Consider the following 17,600-nt stretch of genomic DNA (forward strand, 5'->3'; position numbering starts at 1 on the left):
AACCGATTTTTCGAACATGAGAATGTTCTTTTTATATCTTTTTATGTTCAAAATGACAGATTATTAACTGTATATTAAAATACAGAACAAAAGAAACGTCATTTAGGACATTGTGTATCTACCATAATATTGTATTTTTGCAAACAAAACACATGATAATAGATATTGGCATGAAAAAGGAAAGAAATTGGATTGGTGTGCTTTGCCTGTCTCTCATGATAATGACGGGATGTGGCGACAAGAAGACCGGAAATGAAGTATTGAGAAAGGTGAATGTGGCGGAAGCCGTCTCCGCTGATGGTGGAGAGGCGGTGTCGTTTCCCGCCACAACAAGGGCTGCCGAGGAGGGGAACGTGTCGTTCAGGGTGAGCGGACCGTTGACCAAGGTGACGGTAAACGAAGGCGACTATGTGAGAAAAGGCCAAGTGTTGGCTGTCATGGACCCGAGAGACTATCAACTTCAGTTGGCTGCCACACAAGCAGAATACGACCGCATAAAGGGCGATGCAGAAAGAGTGATAGCCATGTATAAGGAAGGTACGACCACCGCACAAAACTACGACCAGGCGAGGTATGGACTGCAGCAGATGACACAGAAACTTGCCAACCACCGCAACCAGCTAGCCGACACCCGACTGGTGTCACCCGTGGCAGGATATGTCAAGGAGAAACTGCACGAGGCGGGAGAGACGGTAAGTGCAGGCATGCCTATCGTCACGGTGTCTTCGGGCGACAGGATTGAGGTGGAAATCAATGTCTCGGCAAGCGACTATGCACGATTAGGGCAATTGACCGACTTCCGCTGCTCCATTGACGCGCTTGGTGGTGACAGTATGCCGTTAGAGCGCATCAGGACGAGTGCAGTGGCTAATGCCACACAACTATATACTGTCCGTTTTGCCATCAAGGGCAACTATAACCGCAAACTGCTCACGCCCGGAATGTCGGCTCTCGTGAAAGCCTTGTCGGCAAAGGTCTCCTGCACAGATGTCACCATACCCTCGTCGGCCATCATGAACAAGGACGGGCGCACTTCGGTGTTCATCTTTTCAGAGCAATCCAAGAAGGTGACAAGAAAGGATGTCGAGGTGAAGACAATGAAACTTGACGGAATGGCACAGGTGACCGGTCTGTCGGCAGGCGAGAAGGTGGTGACCACCGGTGTGCGACATCTCACCGACGGACAACGGGTGGAACCCATGAAAGCAACATCTGAAACGAACATAGGAGGAATGTTATGAACATCAGCAAATGGGCACTCAACAGGGGCGTTCTTATCCATGCGTTTGTCGCCGTTCTCATCATCGGAGGCTTATGGGCTTTCACCCAAATGCCTAAACTCGAAGACCCTGCCATAAGGGTGAAGCAGGCTTTGGTGGTTGCCACCTATCCCGGTGCCTCGGCACACCAGGTGGAACTGGAACTCACCGACCCAATAGAGAAGTCAATACGACAGATGCCTGACATCGACCATATTGAGTCATCGTCGTATGCCGACATGACCATCATCACCGTAGAACTTCACCCTACCGTGAAGGATGACGAACTCGAACAGCAGTGGGACTTGCTGCGTCGCAAGGTGGAAAACATAAAACCCTCACTGCCTAAAGGGGCACAGGTGATGACCGTGGCAGACGATTTCGGCGATGTGTATGGCATGTTCTATGCCCTGACCGGCGACGGACTCTCCGACCGCCAGCTCAGCGACTATGCCGAACTCATCAAGCGAGAAGTGCTCGCCATCGACGGTGTGACACGCGTGGATATTTACGGCAAACGACCAGAATGTATCAATATCAACCTGAAAGAGGAGAAGATGGCAAATCTCGGAGTGTTGCCGACAGAAGTGATACAGACGCTCAACGGACAGAATGCCACCTCGTATGCAGGATATTATGACAACGGGACAAGAAGAATACGTGTCACCGTGGATGACAAGTTCCGCTCGGTGGAAGACATTGCCGACATGCTCATCGCCGGACACGACGACGATCAGTTGCGCATACGCGACATTGCCGATGTGAGCAAGGGTTATGAAAAGGTGACACGCAACGCCATGCTCCGCGACGGTGAGAGGGCACTGGGCATCAGCATAGCCTGTTCGAGCAGTCACGACATACTGAAAGTGGGCGACAAAGTGGAAGAGAAACTCGGGCAGCTGGCAAAGAGAATGCCCGTGGGTGCAGAATATAATAAGGTGTTCTTCCAACCCGAACGAGTGAGCGACTCGCTCTACACCTTCCTGATCAACCTGCTCGAATCGGTGATTATTGTCGTGGTTGTGCTTATCTTCTTCATGGGATTCAAGTCGGGACTCATTCTCGGCATGTCATTGGCGGTCATCGTCTTCGGCTCGTTTCTCGTGCTCAACGGTTTCGACGGCACGTTGCAGCGTGTTTCGTTAGGTGCGTTCATCCTTGCCATGGGTATGCTGGTAGATAATGCCATTGTCATCGTAGATGGCATACTCGTCGATCTCCGCAGTGGCAAGCCACGCGCCGAGGCTCTCACCTCCATAGGCAGGAAGACCGCCATGCCGCTGCTTGGAGCCACGCTCATCGCCATTCTTGCCTTCATGCCCATCTTTCTCAGTCCCGACACTTCTGGAGTATATGTGCGCGACCTTTTCATCGTCATTGCCGTGTCGCTGTTGCTCAGTTGGCTGCTCGCCCTGACCCACGTGCCACTGATGGCCAACCGCCTGTTACATCCCAAGGTGAGCGAAGGAGAGGCATACAAGGGTAAGGCCTACGACATGCTCGACAAAGTAATGGGCATTTGCCTGCGCCACCGCCTTATGGTGGTCGGCGCGGCAGTAGTGCTGCTTGTGGGCAGTCTGTCGTGCTATCCGTTTCTCCAACAGAGTTTTTTCCCCGACATGGAATACGACCAACTCTACATCGAATACAAACTGCCCGAAGGCTATAACAGCACACAAGTGGAGCACGACCTGGAACAGATGCGAACGATGTTGATGCAATGCAAGGACGTAACACACGTCACAACCAGTATCGGCGGCACACCCTCACGCTATAATCTCGTGCGCTCCATAGCCACACCGTCGTTGGCATACGGCGAACTGATAGTCGATTTCACATCGCCGGAGACACTCGTGGCACACCTCGACTCCATGCAGCGGACGCTCAACGACCGATTCCCCGATGCGTATATCAAAATCAAGCGTTACAACCTGATGTACAAAAAATATCCCATAGAGATATGTTTCAACGGTCCCGACCCGCAGGTGCTGCACCAGCTCACCGACTCCGCCATGGCTATCGTCAGGAACAGCGACAAGGTGTGCCTGCCCACGTCAGACTGGGAGCCACAGGTGCCTGTGCTCACCGTTGACTATAACCAGTCGGCGGCACGCACCAGCGGATTGTCGCGCGGCGATGTTGCCCTCTCGCTCATGTCCTATACCGACGGTATTCCTGTAGGCACGTTCTACGATGGCATTCACCCTGAGAACATCTATGTGAAATGCCATACTGACAAAGGGGAGGAAGTGGAGAACCTCGACCGCGTGAATGTCTTCGGCATGATGCCCAACGTGGGCAATGTCTTCAACCGCAGCACCGTGCAGAAACTCATGAGCGGACGTCTCGACAAGGATGACGTGATACGTCAAGTGACCAGTACCACGCCCTTGTCGCAGGTGTCAAAGGGGATAGACATCCGTTGGGAAGAACCCGTTGTGGTGCGCTACAATGGGCAGCGCCAGCAAAGGCTCCAGTGCTCGCCAGCCCCGGGTGTATCCACAGAGTCGGCACGCCAGTCGATAGCCAAAGCCATAGAGTCGATAGCCCTTCCAGAGGGATATTCACTCTCGTGGGAGGGTGAATACAAGGCAAGCACCCAATCCAAACAATATCTCTTCAAGGGCTTCCCGCTTTCTGTGGTGATGATGCTGCTCATACTCATCATGCTGTTCAACGATTTCCGGCGTCCCGCCATCATCTTCTCTTGCATACCGCTTGTTGTGGTGGGTGTTTTCCCGTCGGTGCTCCTTTCGGGAAAGGATTTCGGATTTGTCGCCATCGTGGGCATACTCGGACTTATCGGTATGATGATCAAGAATGGTATTGTGCTCATCGATGAAATATCGCTACAGACATCACAAGGCAAACCGCTCGACAGGGCACTCATCGACAGTAGCAAGTCGCGCCTGCTTCCTGTGATGATGGCATCGCTCACCACCATCCTCGGTATGATACCTCTCATCTCCGACTCTCTCTTCGGGTCGCTTGCCGTCACCATCATGGGTGGCTTGGCAGCAGGCACTGTCATCATTCTCATCTTCATACCAGTGCTATATTCGCTGATGTACAAAAGGAAATAAAAACATGAAAAGACTGATATACATAATGATTGGCATAGGCATGCAACTCAGTGCCACAGCCCAAGACTCACTGACCATCGACCAATGCAGGGCAATGGCAGTGGAGCATAACCGCCAACTGCAACAAGCCCGTGAGCAGAGGGAAAAATCGGGCTACGAAGTGATGGCAATGAAAGCAAACTTCCTGCCCAAGCTTGACTTCCAGGCCTTCGACCTTCTCAACACCACATCGGGCAGTATCGGGATGCCTTCCGCCCCTCTTCCCATTTATTCATACAACTCGCAGATGGGGCAGTTCCTGCCTTCTGTGCTTACCGATGCCTCCGGCAATGTGACTGGACTGTCGCAATATGCGGAATTTCCGGCAATGACCGTGAAGTATAAGATGCCCAACCTTTTCAATGCCTCGCTCTCGCTTGTGCAACCCATATATATGGGCGGGAAGATTGACGCAGGATATACGATGACGAAAATCGGACAACGCATATCAGACGAGAATATACGTATGACAGAGAGCGAGGTGATTGTCAGCGTGGAGGAGGCATACGCTCTTGCAGTGAAGGCAAGCGAGATGGTCGATGTGGCAAAGTCATACCGGCATCTTCTTCAGGAACTGCTGAAAACGGTGGAGTCGGCAGTGCGCCATGGCATGCGCACCCGCAACGATCTGATGAAGGTGCAGGTGAAACTCAACCAAGCCCAACTGTCTGTCACTCGTGCCAATAATGCCTACGACCTTGCCCGCATGAATCTGTGTCAGGTCATAGGCCTGCCCTTGTCGTCGCCTCTGCTCATTGCCCGTCCCGACATCACTTCAGCCTTGGTGGAGGAAGTCATGTCTGCCTCCGACGACAGTCTTCAGGTGCTCTCCCGACCAGAGTATGCCATCCTCAACGAGAAGGCAGAGCTTGCCCGTCAGCAGCTGCGCCTCACCCGATCCGACTATCTGCCCCATCTGGCGGCATTTGCCTCGGGCGGATACACCAATGGCGGTAAGGTGACGGTCGATGCCACCAGTTCGCTTGCCGGCACCCAGCGAATGTATGACCGCACGCTCATCGACCAGTTCTCAGGTTGTGTCGGTGTCACGTTCTCTATGCCCATTTTCCATTTCGGCGAGCGCAGGGGCAAGATACGTTCTGCCAAGTCGTCTGTACGTATGGCGGAAATAGAACTGGCTGACAAACGTGAGAAAATGACACTCGAACTCGCCCAAGCCCGAAATACGCTTTGCGAACAACTCACTGCACTCGAAATAGCCCGACTGTCGGTGGAACAAGCCACCGAGAATCTCCGTCTTTCGCGCAGCGCATACGATTCGGGCATGGAGACACTCAGCGACCATTTAGAGGCGCAGTCGTTATGGCAGTCGGCACTTGCCGACGAAATAGATGCCCGCACTCAATTGATTGTCGCCCTTGGTAAATGGCGCAAGGCGGCAGGGAAATAATCCTTGCCGCCTTATCTTTCTCACTTAGGAATGAGAGTTGGTCGAGGAAAAAATAAAGGCATGCTGAAGAGATTCAGCGTGCCTTTGTTGATTTTTACTAATTATGTGTGTGTTTCATTATGGTATTAGCGTCATTTTGTCTTCTCCAAGTCGAAGCTGAACGTGGCGGGAGTGAAACCAGGCTGTTCTACCTGTTTCTCTCCTTCACCTATGAACACTTTTCTGGCTGTTATGCTGAACTTAAGTTTCTTGTCAGCAACGCTGTATGCCGCATTTTCTCCTGCATCGACCTCCGTCTCAATAATAAGGGTCTGGTCAACGTCGCTTTCAGACTGTGCAGGTATGGTAAGGGTCAGCTTTAACGGTTCTGGATCAAGAACAATCAGTATGCTGTCTTTTGCAGAAGTGAGTGCTGGTTTGTAGCCGATTTTGTAGTTGATGTCGCCCACTGCCTCCACGATGTTGTCAGCTGCTTCCTCATCGTTGATAATTGACATGACGATGTCCTTAATTGGGAACTTTTCCACGGTCACCGTGTCGTTGTCTACCTTCGCGCTTACTTCCACTCCGGCAGGAGTCTCTTCTCCTTCGGAAGCCACGATTGTTGACGTTGCCATTCTTCCTTTGTAGTCGCCATACATGGTCTGTGTGGTAATCTCTGTAGGAACTGTTACGTCATCATCGTCGTCGCTGCAGGAAGCGAGGCTGATTGTACACCCTAAAAATAATAACATTGTGAATGCTTTCGCCGTTTGAATCTTTTTTTTCATGGTTTTTTTTTAAATGATTATAATACTTACTGTGTTTTTCACTCTCATAAACAGCTGCCGAGTGCAAACCTTGCTCCATATTGTGTTAATAAAACCTAACAATGCATTTGCCTATAGGGGCAACGAGCAGAAGTAGCTAACGATAACAATCCTCCCTTTCACGGCGTTTCTGTAAAAAATGAGGGAAAAGAGGTTTGACATGGCGCTTAAAGTAAGACAAAAGGGGGAAAAAGCGAGACCTTGCAACTAAACATTAAGTTGTTACGTCAAATAGGCAAATAACCAAATTAATAATTATGAAAAGAGTAACAACAACTATCATTGTTTTATTGGCAACAATATTCCAATTGAATGCACAGAGTCTTATTGGAATAGTAACAGACGAGAATGGACAACCGATGGAGTTTGCCACAATTTCACTCCGTTCTCTTCCAGACTCTGTCATCGTGGCAGGATGCATTACTGACGCAAAGGGACAGTTCTGCATCGAAAGGAAGAATGCTGGTGACTTCATACAAATATCATCCATAGGATATAGAACGAAGAACATGCCAGTTTCTGCATTCACTACATCACAGACAATCAAGATGCAGATTGAAGCTGGCTTGCTGAATGAAATCGTTGTCAGCAAGACTCGTCCGAAGACAAAGCTCCTTGGAGATGCAGTCGTCACAACAATAGCCGGTTCGATACTTGAGCATGCAGGCAACTCGCTTGAGGTGCTTGCAAAAGTCCCTGGAATGATAACCAAGAATGGAAATCTGGAAGTAATAGGACGTGGCACACCTGACTATTATATAAATGGAAGAAAGGTGACCGACGACTCTGAGCTCCGCAACCTCATGTCGGAAGACATCAAGTCGATAGATGTGGTAAGCAATCCTGGTGCCGAATATGGAGGCGAGGTGCGCTGTGTAGTGCGCATACGCACCGTAAAGCGACAGGGCGACGGCTTCAGCTATGCACTTACAAGTCAGGCACAGCAACGCATATACGACAATCATGATTTCGACCCATCATGGTCGGTTCTCGACCTCAACTATCGCACTGGCGGTTGGGATATCATAGGAAAACTTGTCTATTACAATCAGCACAGCTATCAGGTAAGCGACCATATGAGCGGTAACACTTTCGTCAAGATGCCAGATGGAAGCGTGAAGCATAACCTGATGGAAGGTCCTTTCGCTTGCATTGGTCACAATAGCGGAATAAGCGGCGATCTCGGATTGAACTGGCAAATCAATGAGAACCATTCTCTTGGAATGAAGATGAACTATGGCGAAATGCTGTTTGGTAATCAGGATATCGTCTTTGAGGACAATGTATATGCAAACGACAAGCTGATTGACATTGTACATTCCGCATCCCATACTACCACACCTTCTTCTCACACCTTTACGGGCAATATATACTACGACGGGAATATCAATAAACTGCATGTGAACTTCAATGCGGATTTCAGCGACTCAGGCTACAAAAAGGAAACAAACGTGAACGAAAGCAGTCAGAACGACCCTGCCTTCATTGAGAACTTATCCGATGGAGTAGCACGAATGGGCGCAGGAAAACTTGTACTCTCCTACCCCATCTGGAAAGGTCAGTTTAAGATCGGAACAGAGGAGACATACGTAAGCGCAAAGCAGAAATACAATTCTACCAAGACGGAGATTCCTTCGTCGAAAGCTAAGATTGCCGAGAACAACATCTCTGGCTTTGCTGAATATGCCATACCTTTCAAACATGTTCAGTTGGTGGCTGGCTTACGATTCGAGCATGTTGACTTCGAATACACCAACGAATGTAGCCCGAAGGATAATATCAGCAGAACACACAATAACTGGTTTCCTTCATTCAACGCCTCAACCAAGATTGGCCCTGTAGGTGTAAACATTGGATATACCACAAAAATCAAGCGACCACGATATGACCAGCTAAGTACAGAGATGCAGTACAACAACAGGTTCTTGTATCAGACGGGCGACCCTACGCTTCTTAACGAGATACAGAACACCCTCTCGCTTAATGCCAACTGGCGATGGCTCACTCTTACCGGAGCATACGAAGTGGTTGACAATGCCATCTACCAACTCGGCTATCCATACGACGATGACTGCACTGCTATGGTAAAGTATTCCAACGCAAAAGAGACGGTCCGCAAACTCAACATCTATCTCAATGCATCACCCACCGTTGGCATATGGAATCCACGCTATACTGTAGGTATGGAGAAGCAATATTTTGAAACTACCGTTATTGACCCGCGTGAATCAACAGGTATGCGTGTAGTTAAACGCAACGACCCTATGTTCTTTGTTCAGGCAAACAACACATTCAAGTTGAAGCAGGGATGGCTGATAGATCTTGACTATCAATACATGTCGCCCTTTGACTACGTGATGTATAAGTTTACCAAACCGAAACACGGTCTAAATCTTGCAGTCAGCAAGTCGTTTCTCAAGCACGATGCACTCAACGTCCGTCTTGCATGGAATGACATCCTTAACAAGACAAAGGAACACGTATGCACCGACTATGGCAACTTCATCCACAACCAGAACAATGATTACTATTCTCCAAGCATCCAGCTTCGCCTCTCATATCGTTTCAATACGGCAAACAGCAAGTATAAAGGTACTGGAGCGGGAGCTGATGCAAAGAGCAGAATGTAGTCTTACTCACCCTTGCGCCTTATCCATATCTTGTGTGAAGCTTGACCAGTGTAGTCAATAGGCATGGTGGGGTCGGCAGTGATTTTGGCAAGTTCCTTGGATGCAGTGGTGCGGGATAGATTATTCACCTTGGCATATTCGCCGAGGGTGATGTGTCCTTTCTCATCAATGATTGCAAGGGCATTCTCAATGCGCTGCTCTAAGGTGTAGAGGTTCTTCTTTAGTTCTCTCGCCCCGGACATCATACGTTCAAACCTTGTGTTCATCTGAAGATCACGTATCAGTTTGGGGGATATCTTGAAGTTAAGATCCTTCACTCCCACTCGCCTGTAGAGCATCTGATCATCTTCCTCCTGAATCTCCGTAGGTTTGTCATCGAGAAACTTCAGCGACATTGAGAAAGTGCCGATTTCGTCGAGAGTCACATTGTTGCCCTTTGACAGCAAACTGACCAGCGAGTCGGCAATACCGCTTATCACTCCCCTCAGCACTCCCTTATCCACTGTGCGCAGACGATCGTGCAACACGTCGATAAACTCCTCTGTTCCAAGAGTCTGGTTTATCACCATCTTCGGATATACCGCCCTCTTGCCGGTATTCCTCACGTCATTCATTTCCTGTAGTAAATACTTTGCCATATTCCTGTTGTTATTTGATTATGATACTTATTGTTATATGTTTATGATACCTATAGTCATTGTCTAATAATATACTGTTGTAATTCTTTCGCATTGCCTGTTTACATTTCCATAGAACAGGTATTCGTGTTATGTTCCGCAGTGCGGTATCTACGTTCCGCAGTGGGGAATGTACATTCCGCAGTGGTGAACGTATGTTCCGCAATGCGGAATATAAACCAAACACGGTGCAAAGATACATTAAAACAGAGTATTATGCAAACATCTATACGACTGTTTTTATACATTTACCACTATTTAACAGATAGCGCCTTTGTAGTACTTATTGCTCTCTCTATGAATTCAGATACAACATGCTGGAGTGCGTGCCCGAGATGAAGATACTGGCAAAGCCCAACTACGGGTGGTTGCCGCTCGACGCACAACGGTTTAACTCTATCCTACTCGACCTGCAGAGCAGAGGACTGAATGTATGGGACAAGGACTTCAACCGCTATCTTCACTCACAGAAAATCATGATTTACGACCCCGTGCAAGACTATCTCTACGACCTGAAGGACAAATGGGACGGCAACGACCATATTGGCCGACTTGCCGACTGCGTGCCCACCGACTGCCCTCACTGGAAACAGTGGTTCCGCAAGTGGTTTATAGGCATGGTGGCGCAATGGCTCGAACACAACCGCCGCTATGGCAACAGTGTGGCTCCGCTGCTCATCTCCCGCCAAGGCTACAACAAATCGACATTCTGCCGCAGCCTGTTGCCTCCGCAGTTCAAGCAGACTTTCATCGACAATCTCGACGTGGCGGAAAAGAAAGCCACACTGATAGCCATGGCACAGTCGCTTCTCATCAACCTCGACGAGTTCAATTCCATTGCGCCACGCATACAGCAGGGATTCCTCAAGAACATCATGCAACTGCCATCGGTGAAGGTGAAACTGCCCTATGCCCGATCGATAGAGACACTGCCGAGGCGCGCCTCGTTTATCGCCACCACTAATATGACCGACATACTTGCCGACCCGTCGGGAAGCCGGCGTTTCATAGGTGTGGAACTCACCGCACCAATAGATGTCACGACACGCATCAACTACGACCAACTCTATGCCCAGGCGATGGATGCCATATACAAGGGCGAGCGCTACTGGTTTGACCAGCAGGAAACAGCCGAACTGATTGCCCACAACAGGAAATATCAGCTTCTCTCGCCTGCCGAGCAATATTTCCGTCTGTGCTTCGAGGTGTGCCAAGACCCGAGTGAGGGTGAATACATGTCGGCTGCCGACATCTTCCATCGCATCAAGCAAGTGGCAGGTTCGTCATTGGGAATATCAGCCGTCACGAAGTTCGGTCAGTTTCTCACCAACCTCGACGGTATTGTTCACAAACGCACCAATCTGGGCACCGTATATCTTGTGAAGCAAATACACTGACCAAAATAGCGCAAGAATACCGAATGAAATAGCGCAAAAATAAAGGTTAAATTGCCACAAAAATACCGAATACCTTAGTAGATTCAAAAAAATATTACCTTTGCGAGAGCCCGACCTACCCATTGTCATGACAAGAGGAAGCATGGCCTATACTCGCCCAGATGGAGCTAAGGTTATCCCGTTGGTATGTCTGATTCTTTGGAATAATGAAGTCTGAGTTGCTGTATGCAAAGAAATACACATCAATGAATCGTTTTGTATTTCACCTGTTTTATACAGAAAGGCATTCGAACAGACTCACAGTAATTAACCCGTCCAACTTTTTGGGTTCACTGCAGTATTACTGAGCTGAACGCAAGTGAACCATTCGATGAGGTGTCGTTAATCGTGTTTCAAGTTATGTCAAAAGTCAGAGTCGGACAGTTCTGGCGACAAGCAATGCAATAATCTGTCTATGGCATTGCGGCATGCGGCATAGAGGTGGCAGGACAGTGATATAGGCTTGTTGGCGGAACGTGGGAAGCAGAAGTCGGAATGCCAAGGGAAATGCCGAAAGTGACGAACAAGGCAGAAACGTACCGAAGTCCGCTTCTGTGGCGGATTACCCCGTAGTAGCGTTGAATTGTCTGTAATGGACATGGAGCGAAGGGGGTGACACACTCAAGCAACTGAAATTATACAACTCTTAAACAAAGAGGAGGATATGATGAAAGAAGCATATGCACAAAGCATAGAGTGTGAAGAGCCGTGTGAGGGGAGACTTTCACGCACGGTTCTGTGAGAGGGTGAGGGTGAAACTCCATCGCTCTACTCGACCCTATCTTTCTTGACCTGTCTCCTGTCCTTCCCTGTTATCAATTCAGTCCAAAATCTTCAGGAGATAGCAAATCGTCGTCACTCTTGATTTTAATAGCTGGCGACCACGACCTGACGTGAATCTTGGGTTGTTCCTTATTTCTGAAATCCCAAAGCAAGAAAAGATAACCATCGTCGTTGTAATTGCCTCCGGTATATTTTTGGCTATCCCATCTTTGTCTTAATCGTACGCCATAGAATCCTTCTCTTGAACCATGTCTCATAATCTCAATATTGGAGAAATCAACATGGATATATCTATTATTCTTAAAAATCCTACTAAGATTCTTTTTATACTCTTCCCTATTTTGCTTGGTATATATCACCCTCTTTCTTTGATCACTAATCTCTGCAGAATTCACATTATTAGGAGTAATCACACGTCCTGTGATAATCAAGGCATTCTCGTCAAAGATATTATAAATAGCATTTAGGTTCTTCTCAACATAAAAACTTCTAAAGTCCTCCACAAACTTAAGAATAGTACGGCGTTCCTCTATATCATCAATCCTTTTGGCATCACCCATAAGAAGAGACTGATACGAATTGTTATCTAAAGACATTCTTACGCCAGTAATGACACCATCCCTATTAAAACTGATTGTCAGTTCCTTCTGGAGCAGACCTCTGTAACTATCATCCTTAGGGACAACACGTACGGGAATCTGTCTGATCTCATATTCTGTCGCGTCTTTCAGACAAGACTGTACATTCATTTTGGAAACGCAACGAAAAGGAAGAGTCTTCCATAGATTTTGTAATCCCTGACGGGCAAAATTCTCCATCGTCACATTTCTTAAGTTCAGAATGGAGTCATTTCTTTGTTGGGCATTATTTATCTCTGATAGGAGGTTACTCACATTCCTCTCCACCTTAGCTTTTAGCGCAGAATCGTATATACCATCTTCAAATTTGAAAACCACCTGTGCAAACAGGGTATTTGCCAATGCTAAGCATAAGATTGCTATAATAAGTCTTTTCATTTTTTTGAATTTATAATAACTGTTTGTTAATTCTTATCTAAAATATATGGCTGCGCAATTCGGGAAATCACCTTTCTCCTGTTGCTGTTTTGTTTTAAGATTTGTCCTTACACCGTTAACTTTGGTGGACAATATTGCCTCCACATACATGTTTTTGTTGATTATAATCATATAACAATCATCTGTTTTACCTACGGAGCTTGCCTTACCATATACCAGAGAATCATCATCATATTTGGCTTGTTTTAGTATCCATTCAACGTTAGAATACACCTCTGCACTCTTTAGCCTGGTAATCAAACTCTGTCTATTACCAGGAATAATGTTTGGCGTAAAAACCAAATTCGCTTGCACTTGTGCACTTGAAGTGTTATGTCCCTGGGATTCTGTCTCTTTTTCAGGCTGCGCATTTACAGTAGTAGAATTAGCGCTTGATGTAGAAGAGGCAATGGTTTGAGCTGCTGGTCTTGCGAGCAAATTAATCGCTTTTTTTGAGACATAAAGGAAAATTCTTACACCTTCCTCACTCGTTATTTTGATAGTCTTCTCTTTTCCTTTAATCATTTCCACCGTGAAAAGACTTTCACCTCTCTCTATTTGCTTGGCATTAATCTTATTGACGAGAGAAAGCATTGCTGAATTATACACATCAGCACTCTCCACGCCGAATGCCTCTCCCGAGTAGTATAATCCCGCAAGTTTAATGTTGTTAATCTCATCCCATTGCTCCTGGGCATTTGTATGATGTGCTAAAAGCAACAATAGGGATATAATGATCAAAAAATTCCTCATAACGGCCACTTAGTATTTATTTCTTTAATTTGTCGTCAAGGAAAAGTTCTTTCACGTTCGTTGTAGGTGAAAAGAGATATACCCTTGCTTTAAAAACCATTTCATGTGTCTCTATTTTGCTCACATCTGCGGTGAAACTCACTATGTGGTCGTATCCCAAAGCATTGTTGTAAAAGAAAAGAGTTCCCTTTAGTATATTGTCTTTGATACCCGAAATGCCCACAAACGGCTTGCAACCTTCTGCCAATGCGAAATCAACTAACTGTCTTAACGTCAGTGACTTCACATCCACTTCGTTTTCCATACGAATGAAACGAGCCTCCACATCATAATCCCTTAAAATGTCATTACTTTTTAGAAGAATAGCATTCTTTACTGTCAGTTCAGGGAATAACTTGTCAGACAGCGGAATGAACAGAGAATCTTGTTTGGAAAAGTAAGTGTTGCTATTAATCACTGGATCCAAATATATCTCACCAATTCTCTCGTAAACTATAGTGCTGTCAACTGCAATTTTCTTCAAGCCACTACTATCCGATAGCGTAACGTCAGCATTATACTTCGGTTTATACTTGCAGACTTTTTCAATGAAATCTTGTTCTATCTTTCTTCTTGACTCGCCAAGAATAAGACTGTATTTTACAGGGAACACCAAGCTCACGTTTCCTTTGCCTTTGACTTTCCATTCAACGGAATATTTCTTACTATCGATATTCTTAACCATACACTCCGTAGAGTCCGTTACGAGCCTAATGTCTTTCCAGCTTCCCTCTGTAAACTTGACATCAATATATGTCAGTTTATCATCAGTAATGGCAAATTCCTTATCCAGATATGCATACTCTAAGAAGTCATAAACAGGTAAAGGATTTGCCTTCCTCATATCCTCTGAAAACAGTTTGATGCCAACATGCTCTATGACATTGCACTTACTCTTCCTAACTACAACTTCATGTTTGTTTTTCTCTATAACATAGTTTCCCACAGGTATAGAGTCAACGTTCTCTATTTTGAGCTTCCTTACGGCTTGCTCTATATGACTGGAAGCATATTGTGTTTGTCCCCAGACTCCATAGATAGCCGTAAGGAAGAATAGAACTAAAGATACAAATCTTTTCATATTATTCTATGTTCAAGTCCTTAACAAGAATCATTACAGGATCTGTCTTAACTGCCTTAGTCAAAACTGCCTTAGCCATTTCTGGGTCTTTTCTTAGTCCACCAAGTCCCTGACTGTAACATTGTGACAATATATTCGCTGCTTGAGGTGAAAGATAACCCTCTTGCATGGCCTTAAGGAAATTCTCTATTGCTTTTGTTATATTCTTGTCAACCATCTTTCCCTCATTGTAAAGCATTCCAAGATGGCAGAAAGCCATGGCATAGCCCTTGTCGGCAGCCTTTTGTATAAGACGTAATGCTTTATCTTTGTCTGCCTTAACCCCGATACCCTTCTCATAGCGAAGTGCAAGTTCGTAGCACGCCGACGGATCATTCCCATTAGATGCCTTCGTAAGTAGATTCACAGCTTTCTTATCGTCCGCCTTCTTCCAGTCCTTATCTGTGAAACAAAGAGCCTTCATTGTCGTTCCCAATGTCAAACCCTTCTTTTCAAGCTTGCCAAATATGCCAAAAGCCTCTTCTACTTTTTTATCATTGCCATAGAGGTTCACCATGCCTTTAACGTATTCATAGAAGTCTGTATCTTTCCATCCGTCATTCTCACCGCCATTCACCTCGTTGAGCTTCTTGTTGAAGTTCTGCTTCATGCCTTTTTCAGAGGCTTTTGCCATCCAATAGAGTCCACGTTGCAAATCCTCCTTCACATCGTCGGCTCCATCAATGTATATCAAGCCCACATTCCACATTGCAACTGGATTGTCTTTCAATGCCGCTAACTTATACAATTTGAGAGCCTTTTCCACGCTCTTCTCCACGCCTTCACCCTTGAAGTATAAATCGCCAAGCATTATTTGTGCATTTGGTATCTGATGCTTAGCAGCTACTTTCAGATACTTTGCCGCCTCTGCCTTGTTCACAGCAGTCCCTATCCCTTTATATTGATACTCGCCGCATTTATAAGAGGCCTCAACCTCCGAACTGGCAGCTTGGGCATACAACTTGAAAGCCTGAGGATAGTTCTTGTCCTTTTCATAGATGTTTGCCGCCTTGACGAAAGAAGCCTTCGATCCGGCGTTTCCTGCCATTATATGGTATTTTACCGCCTTGTTTAAATCTTGCGGCACCACAGTACCTTCTTCAAAGATGTCGGCCATGAAACATGCGTCGAACAAGTTCACGTTCTCCTTCAGTCTGTTCTCACGCTCAGTCACCAAAGCCTTATTGCCTCTTTTTATCGACTGCTTATAGAGTTTTACAGCCATTACCGAATCCCTCTTCGTGCCATGACCCAACTGGTAGCAAAGAGCCATGTTGGCTATAGCCTCAGCATGCGACGCTTTTGCAGCCACGCTCCACCATTTCAATGCTGTTTCGTAGTCCTTAGCGACTTTGTTCCCGGTATAGTAGCAAACACCGAGTGTATTCTGCGCATTGCTGTCACCGGCTTCTGCCTTCTTCCTGAGATTGTCAATGTTCAGTGTGTCTTTTGCCACCTGAGTCGTGTTCTGTTTCCTTACCTTCTTGGATTGTCCTGTCGCCAGTGAAGGGGTAAAGGCAAGTAATGCCAATGCTATAATAATATGTTTCATCGTAATGCCAGTTTAAGTTGTTATGCGTCAAGATTTGTAATGTTGTCCATAATGTCGGCGTCAAGCCCCTGCGTTGCCGTCGTTTCATCAGCTGCGGCAAGATAGCCTTGGTTAGGGTCTTGCTGGGATATTATACTCTCAGCGTCGTCTATCGTGAGGGGGCTGTCAACTGTATCCACCAAATAGCCTTCTTCTGTAGTTACAACATCCAACATGTCGTCATCGTTCAAGTCCACCATATAAAGGTTGTCGCCATTGTCCCCAACTATTTGGGCTGCGGTGAATACTTGACCATCAAGAGTCTGAATAGTTCCAACTCCAGTTATTGCAAGGTCTGGAGCATCGTTATCCGTCGGGTCGATAAAGTCGCCCTCAATTATCTCCTGAGCCACATCGTTTGGGTTGACGTTGTCTATTACGCTACCTCCATCACCTTGACTCGTTCCTCCTCCATTGACATTTCCGCCATTGTTGTTTCCTCCATCGGAGTCACCATTTCCATTCCCTCCATCGGCATTGATGTTCGAAGTCACTCCTTCATTGCTGTTCGTGCTCGAGTCTTGTGGCTGAGGGTCATTGTTGGCGCTGACAGCTTGCTGTGACTCATCAGGGGTATTGTGGTTGTCGTTGTTGGCGTTGGGAGTTGAACCCTGCGCGACAGCCGATTCTGCCTGGGTGGTTGCTCCCTGTTCTGCAGCGTCGGTCTCTGCGACCTTTCCTTCCTTTTCAGGGTCAGATATCACCCCGTGTCCTATTATTGCCTCAGCACCGAGCACTGAACCAGCACCAGCAACAGCTGCACCTCCTGCCAATACAGCATTTTTCACTACATTGTTCTTGCTGTTCTCCTTTGTGTTCTTTACTACCTCTGTTTCCATAATTATATTTTTTTTAAAGTTATACATTTGTTGTTTTGTGATGCAAAGATACTACAAAAAACAAGTGTATGCAACG

12 protein-coding genes are annotated in these 17,600 nt (G+C 46.7%); 5 read left to right on the forward strand and 7 right to left on the reverse strand.

The features are described 5' to 3' along the window. The first annotated feature begins 152 nt into the window (after positions 1-152). The 3 genes from CIK99_RS11520 to CIK99_RS11530 are packed head-to-tail and all read left to right on the forward strand — an operon-like array spanning position 153 to position 5,792. A complete protein-coding gene (locus tag CIK99_RS11520; RefSeq protein WP_094381647.1) occupies positions 153-1,241 on the forward strand; it encodes an efflux RND transporter periplasmic adaptor subunit in 1,089 nt (362 codons plus the stop codon). Then, positions 1,238-4,342, forward strand: a complete 3,105-nt coding sequence (locus CIK99_RS11525; RefSeq protein WP_094381648.1) for an efflux RND transporter permease subunit — start codon at positions 1,238-1,240, stop codon at positions 4,340-4,342. Before CIK99_RS11520 ends, CIK99_RS11525 begins: the two co-directional genes overlap by 4 nt. Before the next feature lie 4 nt (positions 4,343-4,346). Further along, positions 4,347-5,792 (forward strand): TolC family protein, encoded by a 1,446-nt coding sequence (locus CIK99_RS11530; protein WP_094381649.1) that lies wholly within the window; start codon positions 4,347-4,349, stop codon positions 5,790-5,792. Positions 5,793-5,923: 131 nt separating this feature from the next. On the opposite strand, the gene CIK99_RS11535 is transcribed toward CIK99_RS11530, so the two are convergent. Further along, the gene (locus CIK99_RS11535) at positions 5,924-6,562 is read right to left on the reverse strand and encodes a DUF4840 domain-containing protein (protein ID WP_094381650.1); all 639 of its coding nucleotides are present in this window, start codon (positions 6,560-6,562) and stop codon (positions 5,924-5,926) included. A 296-nt stretch (positions 6,563-6,858) separates the two neighbouring features. On the opposite strand from CIK99_RS11535, the gene CIK99_RS11540 reads away from it, so the two are divergent. After that, positions 6,859-9,231, forward strand: coding sequence for an outer membrane beta-barrel family protein (locus tag CIK99_RS11540; protein WP_094381651.1), 2,373 nt, complete (start codon positions 6,859-6,861; stop codon positions 9,229-9,231). 2 nt (positions 9,232-9,233) lie between these two features. Here CIK99_RS11540 and CIK99_RS11545 read toward each other — a convergent pair whose 3' ends face one another. Then, the gene (locus CIK99_RS11545; RefSeq protein WP_144007986.1) at positions 9,234-9,869 is read right to left on the reverse strand and encodes a hypothetical protein; all 636 of its coding nucleotides are present in this window, start codon (positions 9,867-9,869) and stop codon (positions 9,234-9,236) included. 353 nt (positions 9,870-10,222) lie between these two features. Here CIK99_RS11545 and CIK99_RS11550 point away from each other — a divergent pair, with 353 nt between their 5' ends. After that, positions 10,223-11,305 carry a VapE domain-containing protein gene (locus CIK99_RS11550; protein ID WP_094381653.1) on the forward strand — a complete coding sequence of 361 codons (1,083 nt, stop codon included), beginning with the start codon at positions 10,223-10,225 and terminating at the stop codon, positions 11,303-11,305. A gap of 854 nt (positions 11,306-12,159) precedes the next feature. Here the strand turns inward: CIK99_RS11550 and CIK99_RS11555 are convergent. Genes CIK99_RS11555 through CIK99_RS11575 form a run of 5 tightly spaced genes read right to left on the reverse strand, consistent with a single transcriptional unit; the run spans position 12,160 to position 17,524 of the window. Then, positions 12,160-13,143 (reverse strand): hypothetical protein, encoded by a 984-nt coding sequence (locus tag CIK99_RS11555; protein WP_094381654.1) that lies wholly within the window; start codon positions 13,141-13,143, stop codon positions 12,160-12,162. Positions 13,144-13,176: 33 nt separating this feature from the next. Then, the gene (locus CIK99_RS11560; protein WP_144007987.1) at positions 13,177-13,935 is read right to left on the reverse strand and encodes a hypothetical protein; all 759 of its coding nucleotides are present in this window, start codon (positions 13,933-13,935) and stop codon (positions 13,177-13,179) included. A 16-nt stretch (positions 13,936-13,951) separates the two neighbouring features. Next, positions 13,952-15,055: a hypothetical protein gene (locus CIK99_RS11565; protein WP_094381656.1), complete on the reverse strand. Its 1,104-nt coding sequence runs from the start codon at positions 15,053-15,055 to the stop codon at positions 13,952-13,954. A 1-nt stretch (position 15,056) separates the two neighbouring features. After that, positions 15,057-16,646, reverse strand: coding sequence for a tetratricopeptide repeat protein (locus CIK99_RS11570; protein ID WP_094381657.1), 1,590 nt, complete (start codon positions 16,644-16,646; stop codon positions 15,057-15,059). Between the two features lie 20 nt (positions 16,647-16,666). Continuing rightward, positions 16,667-17,524: a hypothetical protein gene (locus CIK99_RS11575; RefSeq protein WP_144007988.1), complete on the reverse strand. Its 858-nt coding sequence runs from the start codon at positions 17,522-17,524 to the stop codon at positions 16,667-16,669. Between the last annotated feature and the right edge of the window lie 76 nt (positions 17,525-17,600).

This window comes from Prevotella sp. P5-92 (genome assembly GCF_002251245.1).
Lineage (GTDB): Bacteria > Bacteroidota > Bacteroidia > Bacteroidales > Bacteroidaceae > Prevotella.

Excerpts from the sequence above, each read along its gene's own strand:
- CIK99_RS11520 (WP_094381647.1), top strand. The coding sequence starts at position 153 with ATGATAATAGATATTGGCATGAAAAAGGAAAGAAATTGGATTGGTGTG.
- CIK99_RS11525 (WP_094381648.1), top strand. The coding sequence starts at position 1,238 with ATGAACATCAGCAAATGGGCACTCAACAGGGGCGTTCTTATCCATGCG.
- CIK99_RS11530 (WP_094381649.1), top strand. The coding sequence starts at position 4,347 with ATGAAAAGACTGATATACATAATGATTGGCATAGGCATGCAACTCAGT.
- CIK99_RS11535 (WP_094381650.1), bottom strand. The coding sequence starts at position 6,562 with ATGAAAAAAAAGATTCAAACGGCGAAAGCATTCACAATGTTATTATTT.
- CIK99_RS11540 (WP_094381651.1), top strand. The coding sequence starts at position 6,859 with ATGAAAAGAGTAACAACAACTATCATTGTTTTATTGGCAACAATATTC.
- CIK99_RS11545 (WP_144007986.1), bottom strand. The coding sequence starts at position 9,869 with ATGGCAAAGTATTTACTACAGGAAATGAATGACGTGAGGAATACCGGC.
- CIK99_RS11550 (WP_094381653.1), top strand. The coding sequence starts at position 10,223 with ATGCTGGAGTGCGTGCCCGAGATGAAGATACTGGCAAAGCCCAACTAC.
- CIK99_RS11555 (WP_094381654.1), bottom strand. The coding sequence starts at position 13,143 with ATGAAAAGACTTATTATAGCAATCTTATGCTTAGCATTGGCAAATACC.
- CIK99_RS11560 (WP_144007987.1), bottom strand. The coding sequence starts at position 13,935 with ATGAGGAATTTTTTGATCATTATATCCCTATTGTTGCTTTTAGCACAT.
- CIK99_RS11565 (WP_094381656.1), bottom strand. The coding sequence starts at position 15,055 with ATGAAAAGATTTGTATCTTTAGTTCTATTCTTCCTTACGGCTATCTAT.
- CIK99_RS11570 (WP_094381657.1), bottom strand. The coding sequence starts at position 16,646 with ATGAAACATATTATTATAGCATTGGCATTACTTGCCTTTACCCCTTCA.
- CIK99_RS11575 (WP_144007988.1), bottom strand. The coding sequence starts at position 17,524 with ATGGAAACAGAGGTAGTAAAGAACACAAAGGAGAACAGCAAGAACAAT.